The organism is Citrobacter sp. Cpo089, from assembly GCF_030332695.1.
Taxonomy (GTDB): Bacteria; Pseudomonadota; Gammaproteobacteria; order Enterobacterales; family Enterobacteriaceae; genus Citrobacter; species Citrobacter portucalensis.
Window position 1 is genome coordinate 25,954 of record NZ_JAOWHJ010000050.1, and the last position, 19,156, is coordinate 45,109.

23 protein-coding genes and 1 pseudogene are annotated in these 19,156 nt (G+C 53.2%); 10 read left to right on the forward strand and 14 right to left on the reverse strand.

Translation table 11 applies throughout. The annotated features are described in order from the left end of the window. Window positions 1-3 precede the first annotated feature (3 nt). The 3 genes from yihS to yihU are packed head-to-tail and all read right to left on the reverse strand — an operon-like array spanning window position 4 to window position 3,040. Window positions 4-1,245, reverse strand: coding sequence for a sulfoquinovose isomerase (gene yihS, locus OGX92_RS08965; RefSeq protein WP_126957459.1), 1,242 nt, complete (start codon window positions 1,243-1,245; stop codon window positions 4-6). Window positions 1,246-1,257: 12 nt separating this feature from the next. After that, window positions 1,258-2,133: a sulfofructosephosphate aldolase gene (yihT, locus tag OGX92_RS08970; protein WP_003825301.1), complete on the reverse strand. Its 876-nt coding sequence runs from the start codon at window positions 2,131-2,133 to the stop codon at window positions 1,258-1,260. 10 nt (window positions 2,134-2,143) lie between these two features. Next, window positions 2,144-3,040, reverse strand: coding sequence for a sulfolactaldehyde 3-reductase (yihU, locus tag OGX92_RS08975; RefSeq protein WP_048227546.1), 897 nt, complete (start codon window positions 3,038-3,040; stop codon window positions 2,144-2,146). Between the two features lie 166 nt (window positions 3,041-3,206). On the opposite strand from yihU, the gene OGX92_RS08980 reads away from it, so the two are divergent. From OGX92_RS08980 to fabY, 6 genes are all read left to right on the forward strand, one after another. Continuing rightward, entirely contained in the window at window positions 3,207-4,103 is an 897-nt protein-coding gene (locus OGX92_RS08980) for a sugar kinase (protein WP_148362611.1), read from the forward strand. A 33-nt stretch (window positions 4,104-4,136) separates the two neighbouring features. Further along, window positions 4,137-4,940, forward strand: a complete 804-nt coding sequence (locus OGX92_RS08985) for a DeoR/GlpR family DNA-binding transcription regulator (protein WP_003825295.1) — start codon at window positions 4,137-4,139, stop codon at window positions 4,938-4,940. Window positions 4,941-5,045: 105 nt separating this feature from the next. After that, the gene (yihX, locus tag OGX92_RS08990) at window positions 5,046-5,645 is read left to right on the forward strand and encodes a glucose-1-phosphatase (RefSeq protein WP_003825293.1); all 600 of its coding nucleotides are present in this window, start codon (window positions 5,046-5,048) and stop codon (window positions 5,643-5,645) included. Next, window positions 5,639-6,511, forward strand: a complete 873-nt coding sequence (locus OGX92_RS08995) for a virulence factor BrkB family protein (RefSeq protein WP_008786998.1) — start codon at window positions 5,639-5,641, stop codon at window positions 6,509-6,511. Before yihX ends, OGX92_RS08995 begins: the two co-directional genes overlap by 7 nt. Further along, entirely contained in the window at window positions 6,508-6,945 is a 438-nt protein-coding gene (gene dtd, locus OGX92_RS09000; protein ID WP_003825289.1) for a D-aminoacyl-tRNA deacylase, read from the forward strand. The genes OGX92_RS08995 and dtd overlap by 4 nt, the downstream gene beginning before the upstream one ends. Before the next feature lie 44 nt (window positions 6,946-6,989). Then, entirely contained in the window at window positions 6,990-7,931 is a 942-nt protein-coding gene (gene fabY / locus OGX92_RS09005) for a fatty acid biosynthesis protein FabY (RefSeq protein ID WP_003825286.1), read from the forward strand. Window positions 7,932-7,936: 5 nt separating this feature from the next. On the opposite strand, the gene OGX92_RS09010 is transcribed toward fabY, so the two are convergent. The 3 genes from OGX92_RS09010 to OGX92_RS09020 all read right to left on the reverse strand — a co-directional run bounded on the left by OGX92_RS09010 (window position 7,937) and on the right by OGX92_RS09020 (window position 9,432). Further along, the gene (locus OGX92_RS09010) at window positions 7,937-8,224 is read right to left on the reverse strand and encodes a type II toxin-antitoxin system RelE/ParE family toxin (RefSeq protein WP_003825284.1); all 288 of its coding nucleotides are present in this window, start codon (window positions 8,222-8,224) and stop codon (window positions 7,937-7,939) included. After that, window positions 8,217-8,459, reverse strand: coding sequence for a type II toxin-antitoxin system ParD family antitoxin (locus OGX92_RS09015; protein ID WP_003825282.1), 243 nt, complete (start codon window positions 8,457-8,459; stop codon window positions 8,217-8,219). Before OGX92_RS09015 ends, OGX92_RS09010 begins: the two co-directional genes overlap by 8 nt. Before the next feature lie 64 nt (window positions 8,460-8,523). Then, window positions 8,524-9,432, reverse strand: a complete 909-nt coding sequence (locus tag OGX92_RS09020; RefSeq protein WP_284962603.1) for an alpha/beta hydrolase — start codon at window positions 9,430-9,432, stop codon at window positions 8,524-8,526. 188 nt (window positions 9,433-9,620) lie between these two features. Between OGX92_RS09020 and OGX92_RS09025 the strand changes: the two are divergent. Together OGX92_RS09025 and nadS are read left to right on the forward strand one after the other, a co-directional pair. Beyond that, window positions 9,621-9,749, forward strand: a pseudogene (locus tag OGX92_RS09025) (type II toxin-antitoxin system RelE/ParE family toxin); the annotation flags it as partial. Further along, window positions 9,750-10,037, forward strand: coding sequence for a NadS family protein (nadS, locus tag OGX92_RS09030; protein WP_038635893.1), 288 nt, complete (start codon window positions 9,750-9,752; stop codon window positions 10,035-10,037). It begins immediately after the preceding pseudogene. A gap of 43 nt (window positions 10,038-10,080) precedes the next feature. Here the strand turns inward: nadS and fdhE are convergent, their stop codons facing one another. Genes fdhE through fdnG form a run of 4 tightly spaced genes read right to left on the reverse strand, consistent with a single transcriptional unit; the run spans window position 10,081 to window position 15,604 of the window. Continuing rightward, on the reverse strand, window positions 10,081-11,010 hold the full coding sequence (gene fdhE / locus OGX92_RS09035) for a formate dehydrogenase accessory protein FdhE (protein WP_286586454.1): 930 nt from the start codon (window positions 11,008-11,010) through the stop codon (window positions 10,081-10,083). Further along, window positions 11,007-11,642 (reverse strand): formate dehydrogenase cytochrome b556 subunit, encoded by a 636-nt coding sequence (gene fdoI / locus OGX92_RS09040; protein WP_164563263.1) that lies wholly within the window; start codon window positions 11,640-11,642, stop codon window positions 11,007-11,009. The genes fdhE and fdoI overlap by 4 nt, the downstream gene beginning before the upstream one ends. Further along, the gene (fdoH, locus tag OGX92_RS09045; RefSeq protein WP_003825273.1) at window positions 11,639-12,541 is read right to left on the reverse strand and encodes a formate dehydrogenase O subunit beta; all 903 of its coding nucleotides are present in this window, start codon (window positions 12,539-12,541) and stop codon (window positions 11,639-11,641) included. Before fdoH ends, fdoI begins: the two co-directional genes overlap by 4 nt. A 12-nt stretch (window positions 12,542-12,553) precedes the next feature. Beyond that, entirely contained in the window at window positions 12,554-15,604 is a 3,051-nt protein-coding gene (gene fdnG / locus OGX92_RS09050; RefSeq protein WP_100193805.1) for a formate dehydrogenase-N subunit alpha, read from the reverse strand. A 194-nt stretch (window positions 15,605-15,798) separates the two neighbouring features. Between fdnG and fdhD the strand changes: the two genes are divergently transcribed. Further along, window positions 15,799-16,635, forward strand: coding sequence for a formate dehydrogenase accessory sulfurtransferase FdhD (gene fdhD, locus OGX92_RS09055; RefSeq protein ID WP_284962601.1), 837 nt, complete (start codon window positions 15,799-15,801; stop codon window positions 16,633-16,635). Here the strand turns inward: fdhD and OGX92_RS09060 are convergent. Both OGX92_RS09060 and OGX92_RS09065 read right to left on the reverse strand, forming a co-directional pair. Further along, window positions 16,602-17,108, reverse strand: a complete 507-nt coding sequence (locus OGX92_RS09060; RefSeq protein ID WP_032945569.1) for a YgjV family protein — start codon at window positions 17,106-17,108, stop codon at window positions 16,602-16,604. The two genes, fdhD and OGX92_RS09060, sit on opposite strands and share 34 nt — an antisense overlap. A gap of 58 nt (window positions 17,109-17,166) precedes the next feature. After that, complete coding sequence (locus OGX92_RS09065; protein WP_003825264.1) at window positions 17,167-17,688, reverse strand: Crp/Fnr family transcriptional regulator; 522 nt, start codon at window positions 17,686-17,688, stop codon at window positions 17,167-17,169. Between the two features lie 129 nt (window positions 17,689-17,817). Between OGX92_RS09065 and OGX92_RS09070 the strand changes: the two genes are divergently transcribed. Continuing rightward, window positions 17,818-18,030 carry a YdgH/BhsA/McbA family protein gene (locus OGX92_RS09070; RefSeq protein WP_131380434.1) on the forward strand — a complete coding sequence of 71 codons (213 nt, stop codon included), beginning with the start codon at window positions 17,818-17,820 and terminating at the stop codon, window positions 18,028-18,030. Window positions 18,031-18,072: 42 nt separating this feature from the next. Here the strand turns inward: OGX92_RS09070 and OGX92_RS09075 are convergent, their stop codons facing one another. Together OGX92_RS09075 and OGX92_RS09080 are read right to left on the reverse strand one after the other, a co-directional pair. Next, complete coding sequence (locus OGX92_RS09075; protein WP_003825260.1) at window positions 18,073-18,396, reverse strand: AzlD domain-containing protein; 324 nt, start codon at window positions 18,394-18,396, stop codon at window positions 18,073-18,075. Beyond that, complete coding sequence (locus OGX92_RS09080) at window positions 18,396-19,055, reverse strand: AzlC family ABC transporter permease (RefSeq protein ID WP_003825259.1); 660 nt, start codon at window positions 19,053-19,055, stop codon at window positions 18,396-18,398. The genes OGX92_RS09075 and OGX92_RS09080 overlap by 1 nt, the downstream gene beginning before the upstream one ends. Window positions 19,056-19,156: the final 101 nt, after the last annotated feature.

Genomic DNA, 19,156 nt, shown 5'->3' on the forward strand with positions numbered 1-19,156 from the left:
TACTTATTTAGCGTTGATATCCAGCAGACCGGCAGCCACTGCCGGAGCAAGGCCCGGAGCCAGCGGTAGACGCGGGATCACCAGGCAGTGCAGCAGGTGATAAATGTCCTGCTTACCGTCCCAGACTTTGGTCGTCACCTTGTTATCGGTATCCAGTTCCTGCCACCATGAACCGGTCTCGTAGTCCATCAGATATGTGATGCAGTAATCCCACCACTTCTGGTACCAGGCTTCGTACTGGCTGTCGCCGGTGAGGGTATACAAGGCATAGGCGGTACCCATGGCTTCGACTATCGGCCAACGCACTCTTTCGCGAACTATGGGTTTACCATCCCAGTCCACCGAATAGACAAAACCATCTGCACCGTCTGGTGCCCAGGCATCACGGATGGTGGCGTGGAACAAGCCTTTGGCATCTTCCAGCAGCCAGGCGGGAGGCGTTTCGAAGCGGGCTTCCAGTGCGGCATGCAGATGCAGCATCAGGCGACCCCATTCGATCCAGTGGCCCGGCGTGCCGCCGTAAGCGCGGAAACGGTGAGCTGGGTTATCCTTGTTGTAATCGCGGATTGGGTTCCACTGTGAATCGAAGTGTTCGTTAACGCGATACTCCCCGCTGCGGGCTACGTCGTGAATAATCACCGATGCAATTCGCAGTGCGCGATCGAGCCATTTACGGTCATGGGTAACGTCATACACGATCAGGAAAGCCTCGACCGCGTGCATGTTGGCGTTACCGCCGCGGTAATCTTCCGTCTGGCTGAAAGCTTCGTCCCAGGATTCCAGGCACATCTGCTCTTCTTCACTCCAGAAGTACTTTTCAATCACGTCGATAGCGTCATCCAACAATTGCCTGGCCTGCGGATGACCGGTGGTGACCGCACTTGCCGCACCGAGCAAAACAAAGAAATGCTGATAGCCCTGTTTGGAGGCGTCCATAACGCCTTCGTCATTTACGCAGGCGTACCAACCGCCGTAGCGAGTGTCGCGCAGCGCGCCATTCAGTGCTTTAATGCCATGATCGACTAGCTGATATGCGCCAGGACGACCCATTGACGCGGCAACGGAGTAGACGTGCAGCATGCGGGCGGTGATCCACAGATGTGTCCCCATATCTGCTCTGACCTGACCACTGTTTCCCAGCCAGCCAAATCCGGTGGGTACCGCCGCATTCTTACCAAAGTTAAAGATGCGGTCGGTTTCTTGCTCCAGCCAACGGTTGTGGCTTAGGGTGTTGAACCATTTCATTCTTAGATCCTCTTAGCGCCGGGCCATCATTTCGTCGACGATATCGCCCAGGCGTTGCAATTTAGGTGCGGAAACATCACGCAGCATCAGTTCGGTATCCGGCAGGCCAACAACCGATGACCAGACCGCACGTCCGGCCAGGAAGCCAGATGCGCCTGCGGTCATTGCTACGCTGACTGCGCGCGGGAACAGTTTTTCATCTACACCAGAGGAGAGAATGACCCACGGCATGTTGATGTTTTCATTCAGGCGCAGAGAGGCGCTAAGCAATTCTTGTTGGGTACCTTTGCCGTACAGCGGCATTTCGACCTTGTAGAGATCGGCACCGCTATCACCCAGTTCTTTTGCGGCATCGATAATGGCCTGTTCGCGATCGAACTTATCGCCACGACGCGGTGGGCGAACAACCGGCTCGATGATGCTCAGCAAGCCATTGGAATGGCATAGCTCATTGAATTCTTTCACCATATCAAGACGCTGTTGGGCATCTTCATCGCTACGCCACAGCACCAGCAGTTTGAGAGCCTTAGCACCATCTTGCTTCACGGCCTGCGGGTTGATTTTTTTATCAATCACCACGCTATCGACCGGGATTCCGTTACCCGGAATAAACTCATCAGCGGCCACAATCATGGCGCAACTTTTGGCGACCGCGTTTTGCTCTACAACCTGGCGGTAGCAGAACTGCTGATCGACCAGAATGGCGGAGGCATAGGGGGATAGGATCTTCGCCGCATTGACTTTGAAATCGGTCAGCACGCTGTCATTGACCGGGGATTTTGCACCCGCTGCGGCAAACATTAAGCGCATGGCTTCGCGCTGATCGACCGCCAGCATGGCAAATCCGCCAGAAGCTCGGGTGATATCTTTCAGGGTGTACTTCGTCATTGCTCAGTCCTTACTTATCTGTGTGTTTATTTAGCCCGGCGGATGCGCGAACCTGTTCAAGAATGGCCGTCCAGTCTTCCCGGCCACGGCCAGCGGCACGCGCCTGGTTATAGACTTCGCGGGAGGCAGCACCGAGCGGCATCGGCACATGCAGTTGGTTGGCAACGTCCAGCGCGATGCCAAGATCCTTGTGAGCTAAATCGATCATGAATGCCGGGGAAAGATCGCCTTTCAGCACTTTGTTCGGCCAGGAGGTAGTGAAGTGGCCTTTCCCGGCGGGGGTACCGCTCATAACTTGCAAGGCCACATCAAAGGAGAGGCCAAGTGCCTCGCACAACACGGCTGCTTCGGCAGAAAGAGCGTTCAGTGCGATACTCATGTAGTTGTTGATGAGTTTCACGCGGATCCCCATGCCGGGACCCCCTGCATTGATCAGTTCATTACCCATCGCCATCAGAACCGGTGCGGCGCGTTCTACCTGCTGTGCTGTTCCGCCTGCCAGCAGCAACAGCGTTCCCGCGATAGCGTGATCGGAGGTACGCCCAACCGGGCAATCCATCATGTCGAAGCCTTTGGCACGCATATCGGCGATCAGCTTGTCGGTTTGCAGTGGGTGAATAGTCGACATATCAATCACTAATGCCTGCGGGGAGAGGCTTTCGCAGATACCTTGCTCGCCGAACAGTACGCTACGCACCAGATCGCCATTTGGCAGCATGGTGATGACAAATTCTGCCCCTTTTGCTGCCTGAGCCGGGTTGCTGGCAGGCTGTGCTCCTTTTTCCACCAGGCGCTGAACGGCATCCGGGTTAACGTCAAAGACGCTGAGTTGGTGACCCTGCTTCAGCAAGTTGCTCGCCATGGGTGAACCCATCTGACCTAATCCGATAAATGCTATAACTGCCATAACGTTCTCCTGAGACGTGGATGTCATTTTTTGTCATTTAAGGTCGTTTGTTTTTGTCTGTTTTTGATCGTATTTGTAATTTATGGTCAAAAAATTGACAGCCGTCACTTTTTAAACATTTTGTGAAATTAAAATGGTCTCATCTTGAAACGCCTAAGGAATGACCATGATTCGTATTGCTTGTGTAGGTATTGCCGTGATGGATCGCATCTATTACGTGGAAGAGTTACCGACTGAAGGAGGTAAGTATGTGGCGAAGCGTTATACGGAAGTGGGCGGTGGGCCTGCTGCAACGGCCGCAGTGGCTGCAGCGAAGCTGGGCGCACAGGTGGACTTTATTGGCCGTGTGGGCGATGACGACACCGGAAATAGCCTGCTGGCGGAGCTGGAATCCCTGGGGGTAAATACCCGTTACACCCGGCGCTACGCAGGGGCGAAGTCTTCGCAATCGGCAATTATGGTTGATACGCAAGGGGAGCGGATTATCGTTAACTATCCCAGCCCGGATTTATTGCCGGATGCTGATTGGCTAAATGAGATCGATTTTTCCCAGTGGGATGTGGTGTTGGCGGATGTTCGCTGGCATGAAGGGGCCAGAAAGGCGTTCACGCTGGCGCGTCAGGCGGGAGTGATGACAGTACTGGATGGCGACGTAACGCCACAAGATATCAGCGAGCTGGTGGCGTTAAGCGATCATGCTGCGTTCTCTGAACCTGGTCTGGTGCGTTTAACCGGGATAAATGATTCTGAAGTTGGACTGAAACAAGCAAAAACGCTCACAAATGGACATGTTTACGTAACGCGGGGAAGTGAAGGCTGTGACTGGATAAAAAATAATACGTTGCAGCATCAATCTGGATTTAAAGTCGACGTTGTGGATACTACGGGAGCTGGAGATGTTTTCCACGGTGCACTCGCATTCAGCCTGGCCGGCGGCGATGCTCCAGAAGAGGCCGTCAGGTTTGCCAGCGGGGTTGCTGCGTTAAAATGCACGCGTCCGGGAGGAAGGGCCGGAATCCCTGACTGTGATCAAACCCGATCTTTTCTGTCACTTTTTGTATAAAATGCCAGGGCAATGGTTTTTCGAGGAAATTTCATGAGTCTTACCGAACTGACCGGTAACCCGCGACACGATCAACTGCTTATGCTGATTAGCGAGCGCGGTTATATGAATATCGACGAGCTGGCCAGCCTGCTGGACGTGTCCACGCAAACCGTGCGTCGTGATATTCGTAAACTCAGTGAGCAGGGATTAATTACGCGTCATCATGGTGGCGCGGGCAGAGCTTCCAGCGTGGTGAATACGGCGTTTGAGCAGCGTGAAGTCTCCTGGACGGAAGAGAAAAAAGCCATCGCGGAAGCGGTGGCTGATTACATTCCCGATGGGTCAACGGTGTTTATTACCATTGGCACCACCGTTGAGCAGGTAGCACGCGCGCTGTTAAACCATAATCATTTGCGCATTATTACCAATAGCCTACGCGTGGCGCACATTCTGTATAACAACCCACGTTTTGAAGTCATGGTGCCGGGGGGAACGTTACGCCCGCATAACAGCGGCATCATTGGCCCTTCTGCCTCGGCATTTGTCGCTGATTTTCGGGCCGACTACCTGGTTACAAGCGTTGGCGCGATCGAAAATGATGGTGCGCTGCTGGAGTTTGATGTCAACGAGGCCAGCGTAGTGAAGACGATGATGGCCCATTCAAGGCATATTCTGTTGGCTGCGGATCATACGAAATATACGGCTTCTGCCGCGGTGGAAATTGGCAATGTGTCTCAGGTGACCGCGCTGTTTACCGATGAGTACCCAGGCCCGGCCCTGCATAATTTACTCCAGTCACAGCAGGTAGAAATTGTGCAGGTGAGTCCTTCACAGGATGATGCTCTGGCAGTGTAATTCTCCCCAATGATGGCTCGATAAGTTCGTAGCCATCACTCTCGCATAGTCAAACTTCTCCTTTCCCGCTACAGTTATTCATCCACGGCGAATAAGGAGAAGGGCATGCTCTATATCTTTGATTTGGGTAATGTGATTGTCGATATCGACTTCAATCGCGTGTTAGGAACTTGGAGCGATCTGAGCCGTGTACCGCTGGCTTCGTTAAAGCAAAGTTTCACCATGGGAGAGGCTTTTCACCAGCACGAGCGAGGTGAAATAACGGATGAAGCCTTTGCCGAGGCGATATGTCATGACATGGCGCTACCGTTAAGCTATGAGCAGTTCTCCCATGGCTGGCAGGCCGTTTTTGTTGCCTTGCGTCCTGAAGTCATCGACGTCATGCAAAAGCTGCGTGAGCAGGGGCATCGGGTGGTCGTCTTGTCGAATACTAACCGTCTGCACACGACGTTCTGGCCGGACGAATACCCCGAAATCCGCCAGGCTGCTGACCATATTTACCTTTCCCAGGATCTGGGCATGCGTAAACCGGAAGCGCGGATTTACCAGCATGTCCTGCAGTCTGAAGGTTTTTCTGCGCATGAGGCGGTATTTTTCGACGACAACGCCGATAATATTGAAGGGGCTAATCGGTTAGGGATTACCAGCATCCAGGTTGTCGATAAAACGACCATTCCGGACTATTTCGCGAAGTTGCTATGCTAAAAAATGTTCAGCAACAAGCCAGGCACCATACGCGTCCTGTTCGGGCCTGGCTGAAGCTACTATGGCAGCGGATTGATGAGGACAACATGACGACGCTGGCAGGGAATCTTGCCTATGTCTCATTGCTCTCATTAGTGCCGCTTATTGCCGTAGTTTTTGCTCTTTTCGCCGCATTTCCGATGTTTTCTGACGTCAGTGTTCAGCTACGTCATTTCATTTTCGCAAACTTTATCCCGGCGACGGGAGATGTCATTCAGCGTTATATCGAACAGTTCGTCGCCAACTCGAACAAAATGACGGCCGTTGGGGCGTGCGGGCTGATTGTGACAGCGTTATTACTGATGTATTCCATTGATAACGCCCTGAATACTATCTGGCGCAGCAAGCGTACTCGGCCTAAAGTTTACTCTTTCGCCGTTTACTGGATGATTTTAACGCTGGGGCCGCTGTTGGCGGGGGCGAGTCTGGCAATCAGCTCTTATCTGTTGTCATTGCGCTGGGCCAGCGATCTCAACACGGTGATTGATAACGTCCTGCGTATTTTCCCGCTGGTGCTTTCCTGGCTCTCGTTCTGGCTGCTATACAGCATCGTACCGACTACGCGTGTACCCAACCGTGATGCAGTTATTGGCGCCTTTGTGGCCGCTGTGTTGTTCGAAACCGGAAAGAAAGGATTTGCGCTCTATATCACGATGTTCCCGTCTTATCAGCTCATTTACGGTGTCCTGGCGGTGATCCCCATTTTATTCGTCTGGGTATACTGGACCTGGTGTATCGTCTTGCTAGGCGCGGAAATAACTGTCACTCTCGGGGAATACCGCAAACTTAAACAAGCCGCAGAACAAGAAGAAGCAGAGCAACCATGATTGCATTAATTCAGCGCGTAACCCGTGCCAGCGTCACCGTGGAGGGCGAGGTGACGGGTGAAATTGGCCCAGGACTTTTGGTCCTGTTAGGTGTCGAAAGGGATGATGACGAACAGAAAGCGAACCGCCTGTGCGAGCGCGTACTCGGCTATCGAATCTTTAGCGATGCCGAAGGTAAAATGAACCTTAACGTGCAGCAGTCAGGGGGCAGCGTGCTGGTGGTTTCACAGTTCACGCTGGCGGCAGATACCGAACGCGGCATGCGCCCGGGGTTTTCAAAAGGGGCTGCGCCCGATCGTGCAGAGGCGTTGTATGAGTACTTTGTTGAGCGTTGCCGCCAACAGGAAATGAATACGCAAACCGGTCGATTCGCTGCGGATATGCAGGTTTCACTGGTTAATGATGGCCCCGTGACGTTCTGGTTACAAGTATGAACCAGCTACCGGTGTGGCCGCGGACAACAAGAGAGAATACGACTATGTATCACCTTCGAGTACCGCAAACAGAAGAAGAATTGGAGCGTTACTACCAGTTTCGCTGGGAGATGCTGCGTAAACCTTTGCACCAGCCTAAAGGCTCAGAACGGGATGCCTGGGATGCAATGGCGCATCACCAGATGGTGGTGGACGAAGAGGGAAATCTGGTCGCAGTTGGCCGACTGTATATCAATGCGGATAACGAAGCCTCCATACGCTTTATGGCCGTTGACCCTTCCGTGCAGGAGAAAGGGTTGGGCACGCTGATGGCGATGACCCTGGAGTCTGTGGCGCGTCAGGAAGGAGTCAAACGCGTAACCTGTAGCGCCCGTGAAGATGCGGTCGAATTTTTCGCCAAACTGGGATTTGTGAGCCAGGGAGAAATCACCACACCGCAAACCACGCCGGTGCGTCACTTTTTGATGATTAAGCCTATTGCGACGCTGGACGACATTCTCCATCGCGGGGACTGGTGCGGACAGCTACAGCAAGCCTGGTACGAACATATTCCATTGAGTGAGAAAATGGGTGTGCGCATTCAGCAATATACCGGGCAGAAATTTATCACCACGATGCCCGAGACGGGCAATCAGAACCCGCACCATACGCTGTTTGCCGGGAGTCTGTTTTCCCTGGCGACGCTAACGGGCTGGGGACTTATCTGGCTGATGCTGCGTGAGCGTCATCTGGGCGGGACGATAATCCTTGCCGACGCACATATCCGATACAGCAGGCCGATCACCGGGAAACCTACCGCTATCGCCGATCTGGGCTCGCTGAGCGGTGACCTGGACCGTCTGGCAAGAGGTCGCAAGGCGCGCGTTCAGATGCAGGTTGGGGTGTTTGGCGATGACACGCCGGGCGTGGTGTTTGAAGGCACCTACATTGTGCTACCCGCAAAACCGTTTGGCGCATATGAAGAAGGCGGGAACGAGGAAGAGTAGGCCTTCTAGCTGAAATGCAATATTGGGTTCATTTGCTGATGTAAAATGCGGATTATGAAAATGCCATAATCCGCATTTTGATAAAAAATCGCATGCTGTCGATGATTGTATTGACGGGTACCTTCCTTAATCGCAGAACAGTTGTGTCCCATCAAAGCGTTTTTCTCTAACAGTAAAAAAAGCTGTTCCATCTCAGTCGTGTATTTATCCGCCTGCTGATAACCGAATTTTCTCCAGGTGTATTCATAGATAGATTCAAAGTCTTCGACTGCCTGATTAGAGAGTTTATACATTCAGACTGCGCTTTTTCCTGTGCGCGACCTCCTGTAGAGTCAGGTCGCTTGTGCCGCTGTGTATCCCATCCTCCAGCGCGTCGCGTAATGCGTTGTTTCGCAATTCTTGTTCTTCCAGTAAACGTAATGCTGAACGGACAACTTCGCTGGTGGAACCATAGCGCCCACTTTCAATCATTTCGTTAATAAAACGATCGAGATGCTCACCAATCGTAATGCTGGTAGTTCTGGGCATAGGTTTGTCCTTTGTGTTATCTATTCACACAAGATAGCACCCGTGGACGAAAACATGAACAACCTTACTGACCTAGCCGCCAGGCAACATCCCGCATTGCGCTTCGTGCCGCTTGACTCACCCCTGCTAGCTGGAAAAATCCGTGGATAACACCAAGATAGCGTTGGCAAGTGCACTCCACGCCTTGCTCCAGGAACTTTTGATACAGGGCCTCACCCTCATCTCGCAGTGGATCGAATTCAGCTGTAATGATGTGCGTGGTCGGTAAGCCGTTGAAGTCTTCGCGCCAGAGCGGGCTGACTTCGGGATGCAATGGATCGGTTTGCGAAATATACATCTCGTAGCCCGACAGCAGCGTGTCGCGGGTGATAATGTAATCCTGTCCATTATGGTCATAGCTCGCAAACCTGGCTGTTGCGTCCAGCATCGGGTAGATCAGCATAAGCTGCGCAGGTTGCCATTGTCCGCTAGCTTTCAGGCGTAGTGCGGTGACCAGCGCCAGATGCCCGCCAGCGCTGTCGCCAGCCAGCGTAATGTTGCTGCGGTCGACACCCAGTTTCTGGGCATACTTCCAGATAATATTGGCCCCGGTTTCAGCATCGTTATGTGCTGCCGGGAAGATGTGCTCAGGTGCGAGGCGATACTGCACCGCAATGACCCGACAGCCGCTGTACCAGGCAAGTTGCCTTAACTGGTTATCATGTGTGGCAAATCCGCCGCTGACAAAGCAGCCACCGTGATAATAGATAACGCAGGGGAGATTTCCCGTGCTGCCCCGCGGCGAAACTACGCGAAACATCATGGCATCGAGTTCAATATCTTCAACCTGTACGCGTGTTTCAGTTTCTCCTGCCAGCGCAGTGCTGGCGATATAGCCTGCTCTCCGGTCATCAATATTCTGCTCGCGCGAAGAAGGGCGTCCCGCCACGATAAATGCCTCAACCAGCTGTGCAATCCCGCTTTCCAGTGCCATTTTTACATCCCCTTATCTGTATAGATATACAGGTTTATAACCTGGATAACTAAGAATGAAAATGGGAAAAATGGGGGCAGGTATGATTCTGGAAAGCGGCTCGCAGATTAAATACCGTCATTGGTTTCTGCTGTTTGAATTCGGTATTGTGAGGAAAATGTACTATACGCCATTGACGTATAGTTAAGAGGATTATTTACTTTCATCAAATCAGAAAATCACAAATTCGATTGTTGCTGATTTATCAGAAAGGGATCAAGGATGATCTTACTCCACAAGAAAAAGTGCTGCTGCGTATGTTGAATGAGAGGTGGTAAATGGATAAGGCACTATTTGAGCGATTAACTCAAAGTATGGTTCAGATGAATGAGATCGCTGAAGGAACGCGACAACCTTCCCGTACCTTTCATATTGACGCCATGAAAATAAAGGAAATTCGCCAGTCTTCAGGATTATCACAGACTCGTTTCGCAGATTTGATATCGGTAAGCGTGGATACGTTGCGAAATTGGGAGCAAGGGCGTCGTTCACCGACCGGTCCAGCAAAAGCGTTGTTACGTGCTATTGCCAATGATCCAAAACATGTCATTCAGGCACTAAGATAATCCCCGGCAGTTTGGTTCAATTGCCGGGGGAAGATCTTAAAACTTACTCCCCTTCACCTGGGAACAGGAACGGGTTGATGGAGCTGCGGGCAAAGCCCTCTTGCTCCATGTGCGCGTCCAGCATCAGTGAAGCGAGATCGTCAGCCACGGCTTCAACTTTAGGGTCTTTTTCCTGATAGAGAATCTTCAGGTAAGTCCCGCAGTCGCCGCAGCCTTCAGCTTTAATTGCCGCCTGTTCGTTATCCAGCGACCAGTAGTTCAAATCACGGCTTTGCTCGCAGTTGCTGCACTTCACGCGTACCACGTGCCACTCGGTTTCGCACAGGTTGCAGTGCAGATAGCGCAGCCCCTGAGTGGTGCCGATTTGCACCATGCTGGAGACCGGCATTGAACCACACACCGGGCAGTACTGACGCTGTTCGCCGTATTCCGCACGGGCTTTGCCGGGGATCAGGCTTGCCATCTGCGCCCAGTAGAGCGACAGGGCAGCCCAAATAAACGGTGCTTTATCGCTGCTGACGGAGGCGAAATCAGAGGCAAACAGCGCGCTGGCCATCAGCTCCAGCTCCTGCTCTGAGGCTTTTTCCAGATTTTCGATCACGGCAAGCGCAGGGCCGCTCATTTCTGGTTTCAGCTCAGCAATTAACGACTGCAGTAGTTTTTGCCAGTGCTTGTCGCGTGGCAGAACGTGGATATCCAGCGGCGGTTTGCCCTGATCGTTCGCTTCTTTGATGCGAGCGGTCAGATCCATCTGCAGCGGATGGTCGTACAACACCACTTCCTGCGCGTGGGCGATCAGTGCTGCAAAGCGCAGGTAGTCGCCCAGCGGGTTGTTCTCGGCCAGCTCGCGCAGGCGCTCAGCGCGGCGGTTATACAAATTTTTGAGTCTGGGGAATAATAACGGCGGAATCATATCCGCCGTGCGTTTCTCGCTCTTCTCCAGCTCATCTTGCGGGATTATGCGAATACTCATTCAGATGACTTTTCCTGTTTCTGGCGGACTTCACGGTACCAGCGCGGGTGATGTTTCTTCGCCCATGAACTGGTAACCCATCCTTCCACCATCGCGGTAATGGTGCCTTTCACCCAAAGGGCGGCGTAAATGTGCACCATGATAACCACAATTAACGCTACTGCGGCAAATGAATGCAGCATTAACGCGAATCGGATCACCGGGATTGAGAAAGCAGGCGCAAAATACGGACGCCAGATGACCACTCCGCTCACCAGCAACAGGACCAGGAAGATAATCGCCGCCCAGAATACGCATTTCTGGCCGAAGTTATAACGTCCCGTGTCACCTACTTCCTCGTTGACGACAATCTTACGAATATTCTTCGCCCAAAAGATATCATCCCGATTGATTAGATTGTGGTGCCAGTAACGGAAAAACATGATGATAAACGAGGCAAACATGATCACGCCGACAAACGGGTGCAAAATTCGCGCCAGTTGTGGAGTGCCCATGATGTGCATCAGCCAGTTAAAAGACGGGAAGAGAAAGCCCATCCCGCTCACCGCCGCAAGAATGAAGCAGAAGGCGGTGATCCAGTGGTTGATGCGTTCCGGCGCCGTGTAGCGCACGATGGTGTCACGTCGTTTCATTTGCGCACCTCGTCGTCTTTTTCATGCAGATTGTCTTCTTCCTCTTCCGCACGGTTCGGGCCTACGCCGACGTAGTGGAAGATGCTGGCCGCAAATGTCGCTGCAAAGCCGACGGCTGCGAGGGGTTTCCAGATGCCTTTCCAGAACTTAACGGTAGCGCTGATCTCCGGGTTCTCTGGCAGGCCGTGATACAGATTCGGTTTGTCCGCATGGTGCAATACGTACATTACGTGCGTACCGCCAACACCCGCCGGATCGTACAGACCCGCGTTTTCGTAACCACGCGTTTTCAGCTCCGCCACGCGTTCGCCTGCCAGGGTTTTCATCGACTCTTTGGTGCCGAAATGAATGGCACCGGTTGGGCAGGTTTTCACGCAGGCCGGTTCTTGCCCGACCACAACACGGTCAACGCACAGCGTACATTTGTAGACGCGGTTGTCTTCCGGATTGAGGCGCGGAACGTCGAACGGGCAGCCCGCGATGCAGTAGCCACAGCCGATGCACTGCTCAGACTGGAAGTCGACGATACCGTTGGCATACTGAATGATTGCGCCTTCAGCCGGACACGCCTTCAGGCAGCCCGGATCGGCGCAGTGCATACAGCCATCCTTGCGGATAAGCCATTCCAGTTTGTCGTTTTGTTCCACTTCCGAGAAGCGCATCACCGTCCAGGATTTGGCGGTCAAATCAGCCGGGTTGTCGTACACCCCAACGTTGTTGCCCACTTCATCACGGATGTCGTTCCATTCAGAACACGCCACCTGACACGCTTTACAGCCGATACAGGTGGTGACGTCGATAAGCTTCGCCACTTCTTCCTGATGGTCCCGCGCCTGAGGCGCGGGGGTGAAACCGTTAGTGGCGGAACGACGAATGATGTCTTGCGATTGATAAGCCATAGGTCGTCTCCGTTACACCTTTTCCACGTTCACGAGGAAGGACTTAAATTCCGGCGTCTGCGTGTTCGCATCACCGACGAATGGCGTTAACGTGTTAGCGATAAAGCCTTTTTTCGCCACACCTTCGTAGCCCCAGTGAATCGGAATACCGATAGTGTCGATATCCTTACCGTTAGCCTTCAGCGTGCGAATACGTTTGGTCACCACCGCCTTGGCCTTAATGTAGCCGCGATTAGAGGAGACTTTGACGGTATCGCCGTGGGAGATACCGAGCTTATTCGCCAGCTTCTCGCCAATTTCCACAAACTGTTCCGGCTGAGCGATGGCATTCAGCAGCGCATGCTTGGTCCAGTAGTGGAAGTGCTCGGTCAGACGGTAGGTTGTACCGACGTACGGGAACTTATCTGCTTTACCCAGTGCTTCCGCGTCACCTTTAAAGATACGTGCGGCAGGGTTAGAGATAACGTTCGGGTGCAGCGGGTTAGTTCCCAGCGGCGTTTCAAACGGCTCGTAGTGTTCCGGGAACGGACCTTCCGCCATCTTATCGATAGCAAACAGGCGTCCCATCCCTTCCGGCTGCATGATGAACGGCCCAACGTTGCTGCCCGGTGCGGCGGCGCTGTAGTCCGGAATATCCATCCCGCTCCATTTTGCCCCGTCCCATTTCAGGATCTGACGTTTTGGATCCCACGGATTCCCCTGCGGGTCAGCAGAGGCGCGGTTGTACAGAATACGTCGGTTGAGCGGCCACGCCCATGCCCAGCCCAGCGTATTGCCAAGGCCTGACGGGTCGGCGTTATCGCGACGTGCCATCTGGTTGCCTTCCGGCGTCCAGCTACCGGCAAAAATCCAGCAGCCGCTGGAGGTCGTGCCATCGTCACGCAGTTGGGCGAACGAGCTAAGCTGTTGGCCTTTCTTGACAATAACCGCACCGGTTGCCGGGTCGGTAATGTCGGCCAGCGCTTTACCGTTACTCTCCATCGCCACTTCTTCCGAAGCCGGTTCGTGCGGGGTGGAGTAGTTCCAGGTCATGCTCAGCACCTGTTCAGGGTTCGCGCCACCTTGCTCGGCATACATCTTGCGCAGACGCAGGAAGATACCGGCGAGGATTTCGCCATCGGTAACGGCAATCCCCGGGGCGTCCGCGCCTTTCCAGTGCCACTGCAGCCAGCGACCGGAGTTAACGATAGAACCGTTCTCTTCAGCGAAGCAGGTGGACGGCAGACGGAATACTTCGGTCTGGATTTTCGACGGATCAACATCGTTTGACTCACCGTGGTTCTGCCAGAAGGTGGAGGTCTCGGTGTTGAGCGGGTCGATAGTGACCAGGAACTTCAGTTTGGACAGTGAAGCCACAACTTTGTTTTTGTTCGGGAATGACGCGACCGGGTTAAAGCCCTGGCAGATATAGCCATTCACTTTGCCCTGATTCATCATCTCGAAGTACTGCAGGACGTCGTACCCTTTATCCCACTTCGGCAGCCAGTCGAAGCCCCAGCTGTTTTCCGCTGTCGCTTTATCGCCAAAGAAGGCTTTCATCATCGAAACGAAGAATTTCGGGTAGTTGCCCCAGTAGTTCACCTGACCTTCCAGCAACGGTTTTGGCGTGTTGGCGGCAAGGTAGGTTTGCAGGTCAGTCTGTTTCTCGCTTGGCAGCGTCATATAGCCTGGCAGGCTTTGTGACAGCAGGCCTAAGTCGGTCAGGCCCTGAATGTTGGAGTGACCGCGCAGGGCGTTAACACCGCCGCCAGCCATCCCCATGTTGCCAAGCAGCAACTGGATCATCGCCATGGTACGGATGTTCTGCGCACCCACGGAGTGTTGCGTCCAGCCCAGGGCGTACAGGAACGACGCGGTTTTATCTTTGGCACTGGTTTCTGCGATGTACTCACAGACCTTCAGGAAGTCGGCCTTTGGCGTCCCGCAGATGTTTTCTACGACGTCCGGCGTGTAGCGGGAGACGTGCTGTTTCAGCAGGTTCCACACGCAGCGCGGATGTTGCAGGGTGACATCGCGTTTGGCGAAGCCTTTTTCATCCAGCTCGTAGTTCCAGCTGGTTTTGTCATACTTGCGTTTGTCCGCGTCGTAGCCGGTGAACAGGCCATCTTCGAAACCGTAATCCTCACGCACGATCAGGCTGGCGTTGGTATAGGCCTCAGTATATTCGCGGTTGAATTTTTCGTTGTTCAGCAGGTACAGCAAAACGCCTGACAGGAAAGCAATGTCAGTACCGGAACGAATTGGCGCATAGAAATCAGCCACCGCAGCGGTTCGCGTAAAGCGTGGATCGATAACAATCAGCTTCGCACCGTTGTGAATTTTGGCTTCCATCGCCCAGCGGAATCCGACCGGGTGAGCTTCAGCGGCGTTACCGCCCATCACCACGACGAGGTTGGCGTTTTTAATGTCGACCCAGTGGTTGGTCATCGCACCGCGACCAAATGTTGGAGCAAGACTTGCTACCGTTGGTCCGTGTCAGACGCGTGCCTGGTTGTCGACCGCGAGCATACCGAGCGCGCGGGAGAATTTTTGCGTTAAATAACCGGTTTCGTTACTGGAAGCGGAAGCACACAGCATTCCGGTGGAAAGCCAGCGGTTAACGGTTACGCCTTCAGCGTTTTGTGCAACGTAGTTAGCGTCGCGGTCTTCTTTCATCAGCTTAGCGATGCGGTCAAATGCCTCATCCCAGCTAATCTGTTGCCACTTATCTGAGCCTGGTGCGCGATATTCCGGGAATTTCAGGCGGCTTTCGGAGTGGATGAAGTCCACAAGTCCTGCCCCTTTCGGGCACAGCGCGCCACGGTTCACCGGGTGATCCGGGTCCCCTTCGATATGGAAGATGGATGCTTTGGCGTTTTTTGCGCCGTCACCGAGGCTGTACATTAACAGTCCACAGCCAACGGAACAGTAAGTGCAGGTGTTACGGGTTTCGCGGGTGCGCAGCAGTTTATATTGCCGTGTTTCCGCGAGCGCTACGCCGGGTGCAAAACCCAGTGCCGCTGCCGTGGTGCCTGCCATACCGCCAGCGCAGATCTTAAAGAACTGCCTTCTGCTGACCTGCATGGTTCGCTCCTTGTTTCGACATTGTCACGTTCCCTTCGCTTTTCTGTAACGCGAACGCGAGGGAAGTGGTTGTTATTTTTCTTTGCGGACGGGACCGCAAAGGTCCAGAATTGGGTGAATTTCCCTCCGTCCAGGAGGGATTTGTAAAGAATACCACAATGTTGGTATGCGTGTTCCAATATGGTTAAAAGAAAGTGAATAAGATTATTCAAGAAAACATCAAGAATGTGACATCTTCGACAGGATCTCGCCAGTTGACCCTCTGGAAACGCGAGGATTTGCAACATCCTCAGCCTGATGAGGTAGCTGAAGAAGTGCCTGTTGCGCTGGTATACAACGGGATTTCGCACGTGGTGATGATGGCATCCCCGAAAGATCTTGAGCACTTCGCGATGGGTTTTTCACTTTCTGAAGGCATTATTGAGTCCCCGCAGGATATCTACGGAATGGACGTAGTGCCTTCCTGCAACGGATTGGAAGTGCAGGTTGAACTGTCCAGCCGTCGCTTTATGGGGCTGAAGGAGCGTCGTCGCGCGCTGGCCGGTCGCACCGGTTGCGGCGTTTGTGGCGTGGAGCAGCTCAATGACATTGGCAAGCCGGTCCAGCCGCTGCCGTTTACCCAGACATTCGATCTGGCGAATCTTGATAACGCTTTACGACATCTCAAGGATTTTCAACCCGTGGGGCAACTGACAGGCTGCACGCACGCGGCTGCCTGGGTACAACCGTCAGGTCATCTGGCGGGCGGGCATGAAGATGTTGGACGTCATGTTGCGTTGGATAAACTGCTGGGACGACGTGCAATCGAAGGGGAAACCTGGCAACAGGGCGCGGTATTAGTCTCCAGCCGCGCCAGTTATGAGATGGTGCAGAAGTCGGCGATGTGCGGTGTGGAGATCCTGTTTGCTGTTTCTGCGGCGACAACGCTCGCCGTGGAAGTTGCCGAACGTTGTAACCTGACGCTGGTGGGTTTTTGCAAACCGGGCAGGGCGACGATCTATACGCATCCGCAACGTCTGGTCGCGCTGTGACGCCACCAGGCGGCCAGAATACTGCCGGAAAATGCCAGTTCCATGATTACGGCAACTGGCGAGCCAACAATCACATTGTTCAGCAGCCAACACAGGCTGCCACACAAGGTGTATCCCCGTAATTTTCCGCTGCGTTTTTGAAATGACGCAAATGTCATCAGCAGGCTTCCCATCAGCGGCAATATACTCGACAGATTTTGCCAAAGATAAATGCTACACAGCAGCGACCCCAGCATAAATCCCCACATCACCCAGCGGTGAAAGGTGACGATGGCTGTCGCGTAGCGGCATGCGGCAATGATCATTAACCCAGCCGCAGCGTGTTGATCCAAAAGATAGAAATGGATAGCTAACAGAGAAGTGGAGCTGGTGAGCAGCGTTAAAGTGATAGCCCGGCGTTGAAAATGAAAAGCAGAAATATCCAGTAAGAAGCTGATGCCAGCCAGCATCTGAGAAAGAAGAAATGCGTTCATTGTGGTCGCCATCTATTAAAGAGTGACGGGACAATAATCGACGCATCACCGTAAGGCGTTAACCTTTGTTAAGACGCTGGCGAATACGGGACAGGCTAACGGGGGTAATGCCGATATAGCTGGCAAGATCGCGCTGGGTGAGCTGTGACTCCCAGTCCGGGAAGTGTGTTTGTACGTACTGGTAGCGTTGCTCTGGGGTATTGAGCAGCAGCATTTGCTCTTTTTTCTCTTTGTAGATCAATTGCTGGACCAGTAGCTGAGTCTTAATATCCTGATTTTCCGGCGCATCAAGCAAAGCCAAGGGGAATTCAGTGGTTTCTCCTGCGGAGATCATTTGCAGGCTGTAATCGGCAGGTGTGTTAATTAGCCAGTTCAGGTACAGAAAGCAGTATTCCCCGGCAAAGTAGAACTCTTTAACCCTTTCAACGCCGTTGTCTGCGTGATAAACCGCACGAGCCACACCATGATGTAAAAGATGAATTTTACTTTGTGGTTCACCCTGACGAAGTAACCAACTACCCGCCGGTTGCGTTTTTCTACGGCTGCCAGCAAGCCATTGTGATTCCTGATTACGTAACATCTTATCTCTCAAATAATTTGAATAAGACTGGCAAATCCTTCCGCTTTCAGTTGTTCGAGTATCAGCCTATTATTTATCACATCAAGGCATGGTGCCTTACTCAAACAACTAAGTTAAAGGGTTTATATCATGAAAAGCATCAAAAATTTTGTCGCAGTTATCGCTCTGGCTACTTCATTCGGTTCTTTCGCTGCTCAGACAGTGACCGCAACCGGTTCTACGCTGGAAAGCGCTGAAGCAAAAATCGCCGCTCAGGCTGAACGCGCAGGTGCCAGCGATTACAAAATCACTCAGGCCTATACCGGTAACCGCGTGCACATGACCGCCGAACTGCTGAAATAAGATACCTTAGTACTGTCGAAAGAGCGCCCTTGAGGCGCTTTTTTAGTTTATGCCCGCCATTCGCAGCAGCGCCGTCACCACTGCAGCAGCGACGATCACCACGATTAGCGGCATCTTGCGCCAGGCGAGAAATACCGCAAAAGCCACGCCCAGCACGCGGGCCATGCCAGCGAAGTGTTCACCTTCGTAAAAGGTGGTCGCCAGCGCAACGGAGAACAGTAATACCGTTGCGGCGTCGGAAAGCAGCGCCTGCGAGCGTTCCGAGAACGCTAAACGGCTCCCAAGCTTCGCTCCTCCTAAACGCATTAAATACGTTCCCAGGGATAACATGGCGATACCGACGATAAACAGCGTCATGTTGCCCATTATTTTTTCCTCGTCAGTAAGCCAAACAGTGAGAGCAGAACCGGTAAACCGACCGGCGCAAAGGGGATGGCGGCAAGCGACAACCCGGCACCGCTACAGGCGCGAATCAGCGTGGTGCGGTTTTTAAAGGCCGGGACCACTAAGGCTAATAAAATTGCAGGGAAGACGGCATCCAGACCGATGGTTTCCGGGGCGGGGAGCAGTTTGCCGACGCCCGCGCCGATCAGTGTGCCAACAGGCCAGAAAATCGCGACGCCCAGACCGCACAGCCAGAAGGCGGCTTTACGTTGTTCGGGCGTTTTTTGCGACAGGCCAAAGACTACGCTTTCGTCGTTCATGATATGACAGCCGAGGAAACTCGCAGCCCGGGAGCCCACCAGGTCGCGAACCGTGACGCCAAACGGCACGTGTCGGGCGTTGACCAGTAAACCGGCCGCCGCCGCCGCCAGTGGGTTACCGCCGCTGGCGACGATGCCGATAAACATAAATTCGGACGCACCCGCCAGTACCGTAATCGAAAGCACAAACGGTACCCACAGCGGGAAGCCGTAGGCCATCGCCAGCGAGCCGTATGACATGCCGACTACGCCGACGGCCAGACAGACTAAAAATATTGCTTTTATCGTGTCGCCTTTGAGACTGGAAAAATAATGTTTCATACCGTTTTAGCCATATCGAACGAATTTCCATTATAATGAACGCGACCAGTTAATATTACAAGTCGAACGATTCGTTCGATATAAAGAACATGGAGTCGTGA

Bases quoted from the DNA above. Each gene is read 5' to 3' on its own strand.
- fabY (WP_003825286.1), top strand. From the start codon at position 6,990: ATGTATCACCTTCGAGTACCGCAAACAGAAGAAGAATTGGAGCGTTAC.
- yihU (WP_048227546.1), bottom strand. From the start codon at position 3,040: ATGGCAGTTATAGCATTTATCGGATTAGGTCAGATGGGTTCACCCATG.
- fdoH (WP_003825273.1), bottom strand. From the start codon at position 12,541: ATGGCTTATCAATCGCAAGACATCATTCGTCGTTCCGCCACTAACGGT.
- OGX92_RS09015 (WP_003825282.1), bottom strand. From the start codon at position 8,459: ATGCCCAGAACTACCAGCATTACGATTGGTGAGCATCTCGATCGTTTT.
- OGX92_RS09080 (WP_003825259.1), bottom strand. From the start codon at position 19,055: ATGAAACATTATTTTTCCAGTCTCAAAGGCGACACGATAAAAGCAATA.
- OGX92_RS09010 (WP_003825284.1), bottom strand. From the start codon at position 8,224: ATGTATAAACTCTCTAATCAGGCAGTCGAAGACTTTGAATCTATCTAT.
- yihT (WP_003825301.1), bottom strand. From the start codon at position 2,133: ATGACGAAGTACACCCTGAAAGATATCACCCGAGCTTCTGGCGGATTT.
- OGX92_RS08995 (WP_008786998.1), top strand. From the start codon at position 5,639: ATGCTAAAAAATGTTCAGCAACAAGCCAGGCACCATACGCGTCCTGTT.
- nadS (WP_038635893.1), top strand. From the start codon at position 9,750: ATGGATAAGGCACTATTTGAGCGATTAACTCAAAGTATGGTTCAGATG.
- fdoI (WP_164563263.1), bottom strand. From the start codon at position 11,642: ATGAAACGACGTGACACCATCGTGCGCTACACGGCGCCGGAACGCATC.
- OGX92_RS09075 (WP_003825260.1), bottom strand. From the start codon at position 18,396: ATGGGCAACATGACGCTGTTTATCGTCGGTATCGCCATGTTATCCCTG.
- OGX92_RS09065 (WP_003825264.1), bottom strand. From the start codon at position 17,688: ATGTTACGTAATCAGGAATCACAATGGCTTGCTGGCAGCCGTAGAAAA.
- yihS (WP_126957459.1), bottom strand. From the start codon at position 1,245: ATGAAATGGTTCAACACCCTAAGCCACAACCGTTGGCTGGAGCAAGAA.
- OGX92_RS08980 (WP_148362611.1), top strand. From the start codon at position 3,207: ATGATTCGTATTGCTTGTGTAGGTATTGCCGTGATGGATCGCATCTAT.
- OGX92_RS08985 (WP_003825295.1), top strand. From the start codon at position 4,137: ATGAGTCTTACCGAACTGACCGGTAACCCGCGACACGATCAACTGCTT.
- fdhE (WP_286586454.1), bottom strand. From the start codon at position 11,010: ATGAGTATTCGCATAATCCCGCAAGATGAGCTGGAGAAGAGCGAGAAA.
- OGX92_RS09070 (WP_131380434.1), top strand. From the start codon at position 17,818: ATGAAAAGCATCAAAAATTTTGTCGCAGTTATCGCTCTGGCTACTTCA.
- dtd (WP_003825289.1), top strand. From the start codon at position 6,508: ATGATTGCATTAATTCAGCGCGTAACCCGTGCCAGCGTCACCGTGGAG.
- OGX92_RS09020 (WP_284962603.1), bottom strand. From the start codon at position 9,432: ATGGCACTGGAAAGCGGGATTGCACAGCTGGTTGAGGCATTTATCGTG.
- OGX92_RS09060 (WP_032945569.1), bottom strand. From the start codon at position 17,108: ATGAACGCATTTCTTCTTTCTCAGATGCTGGCTGGCATCAGCTTCTTA.
- yihX (WP_003825293.1), top strand. From the start codon at position 5,046: ATGCTCTATATCTTTGATTTGGGTAATGTGATTGTCGATATCGACTTC.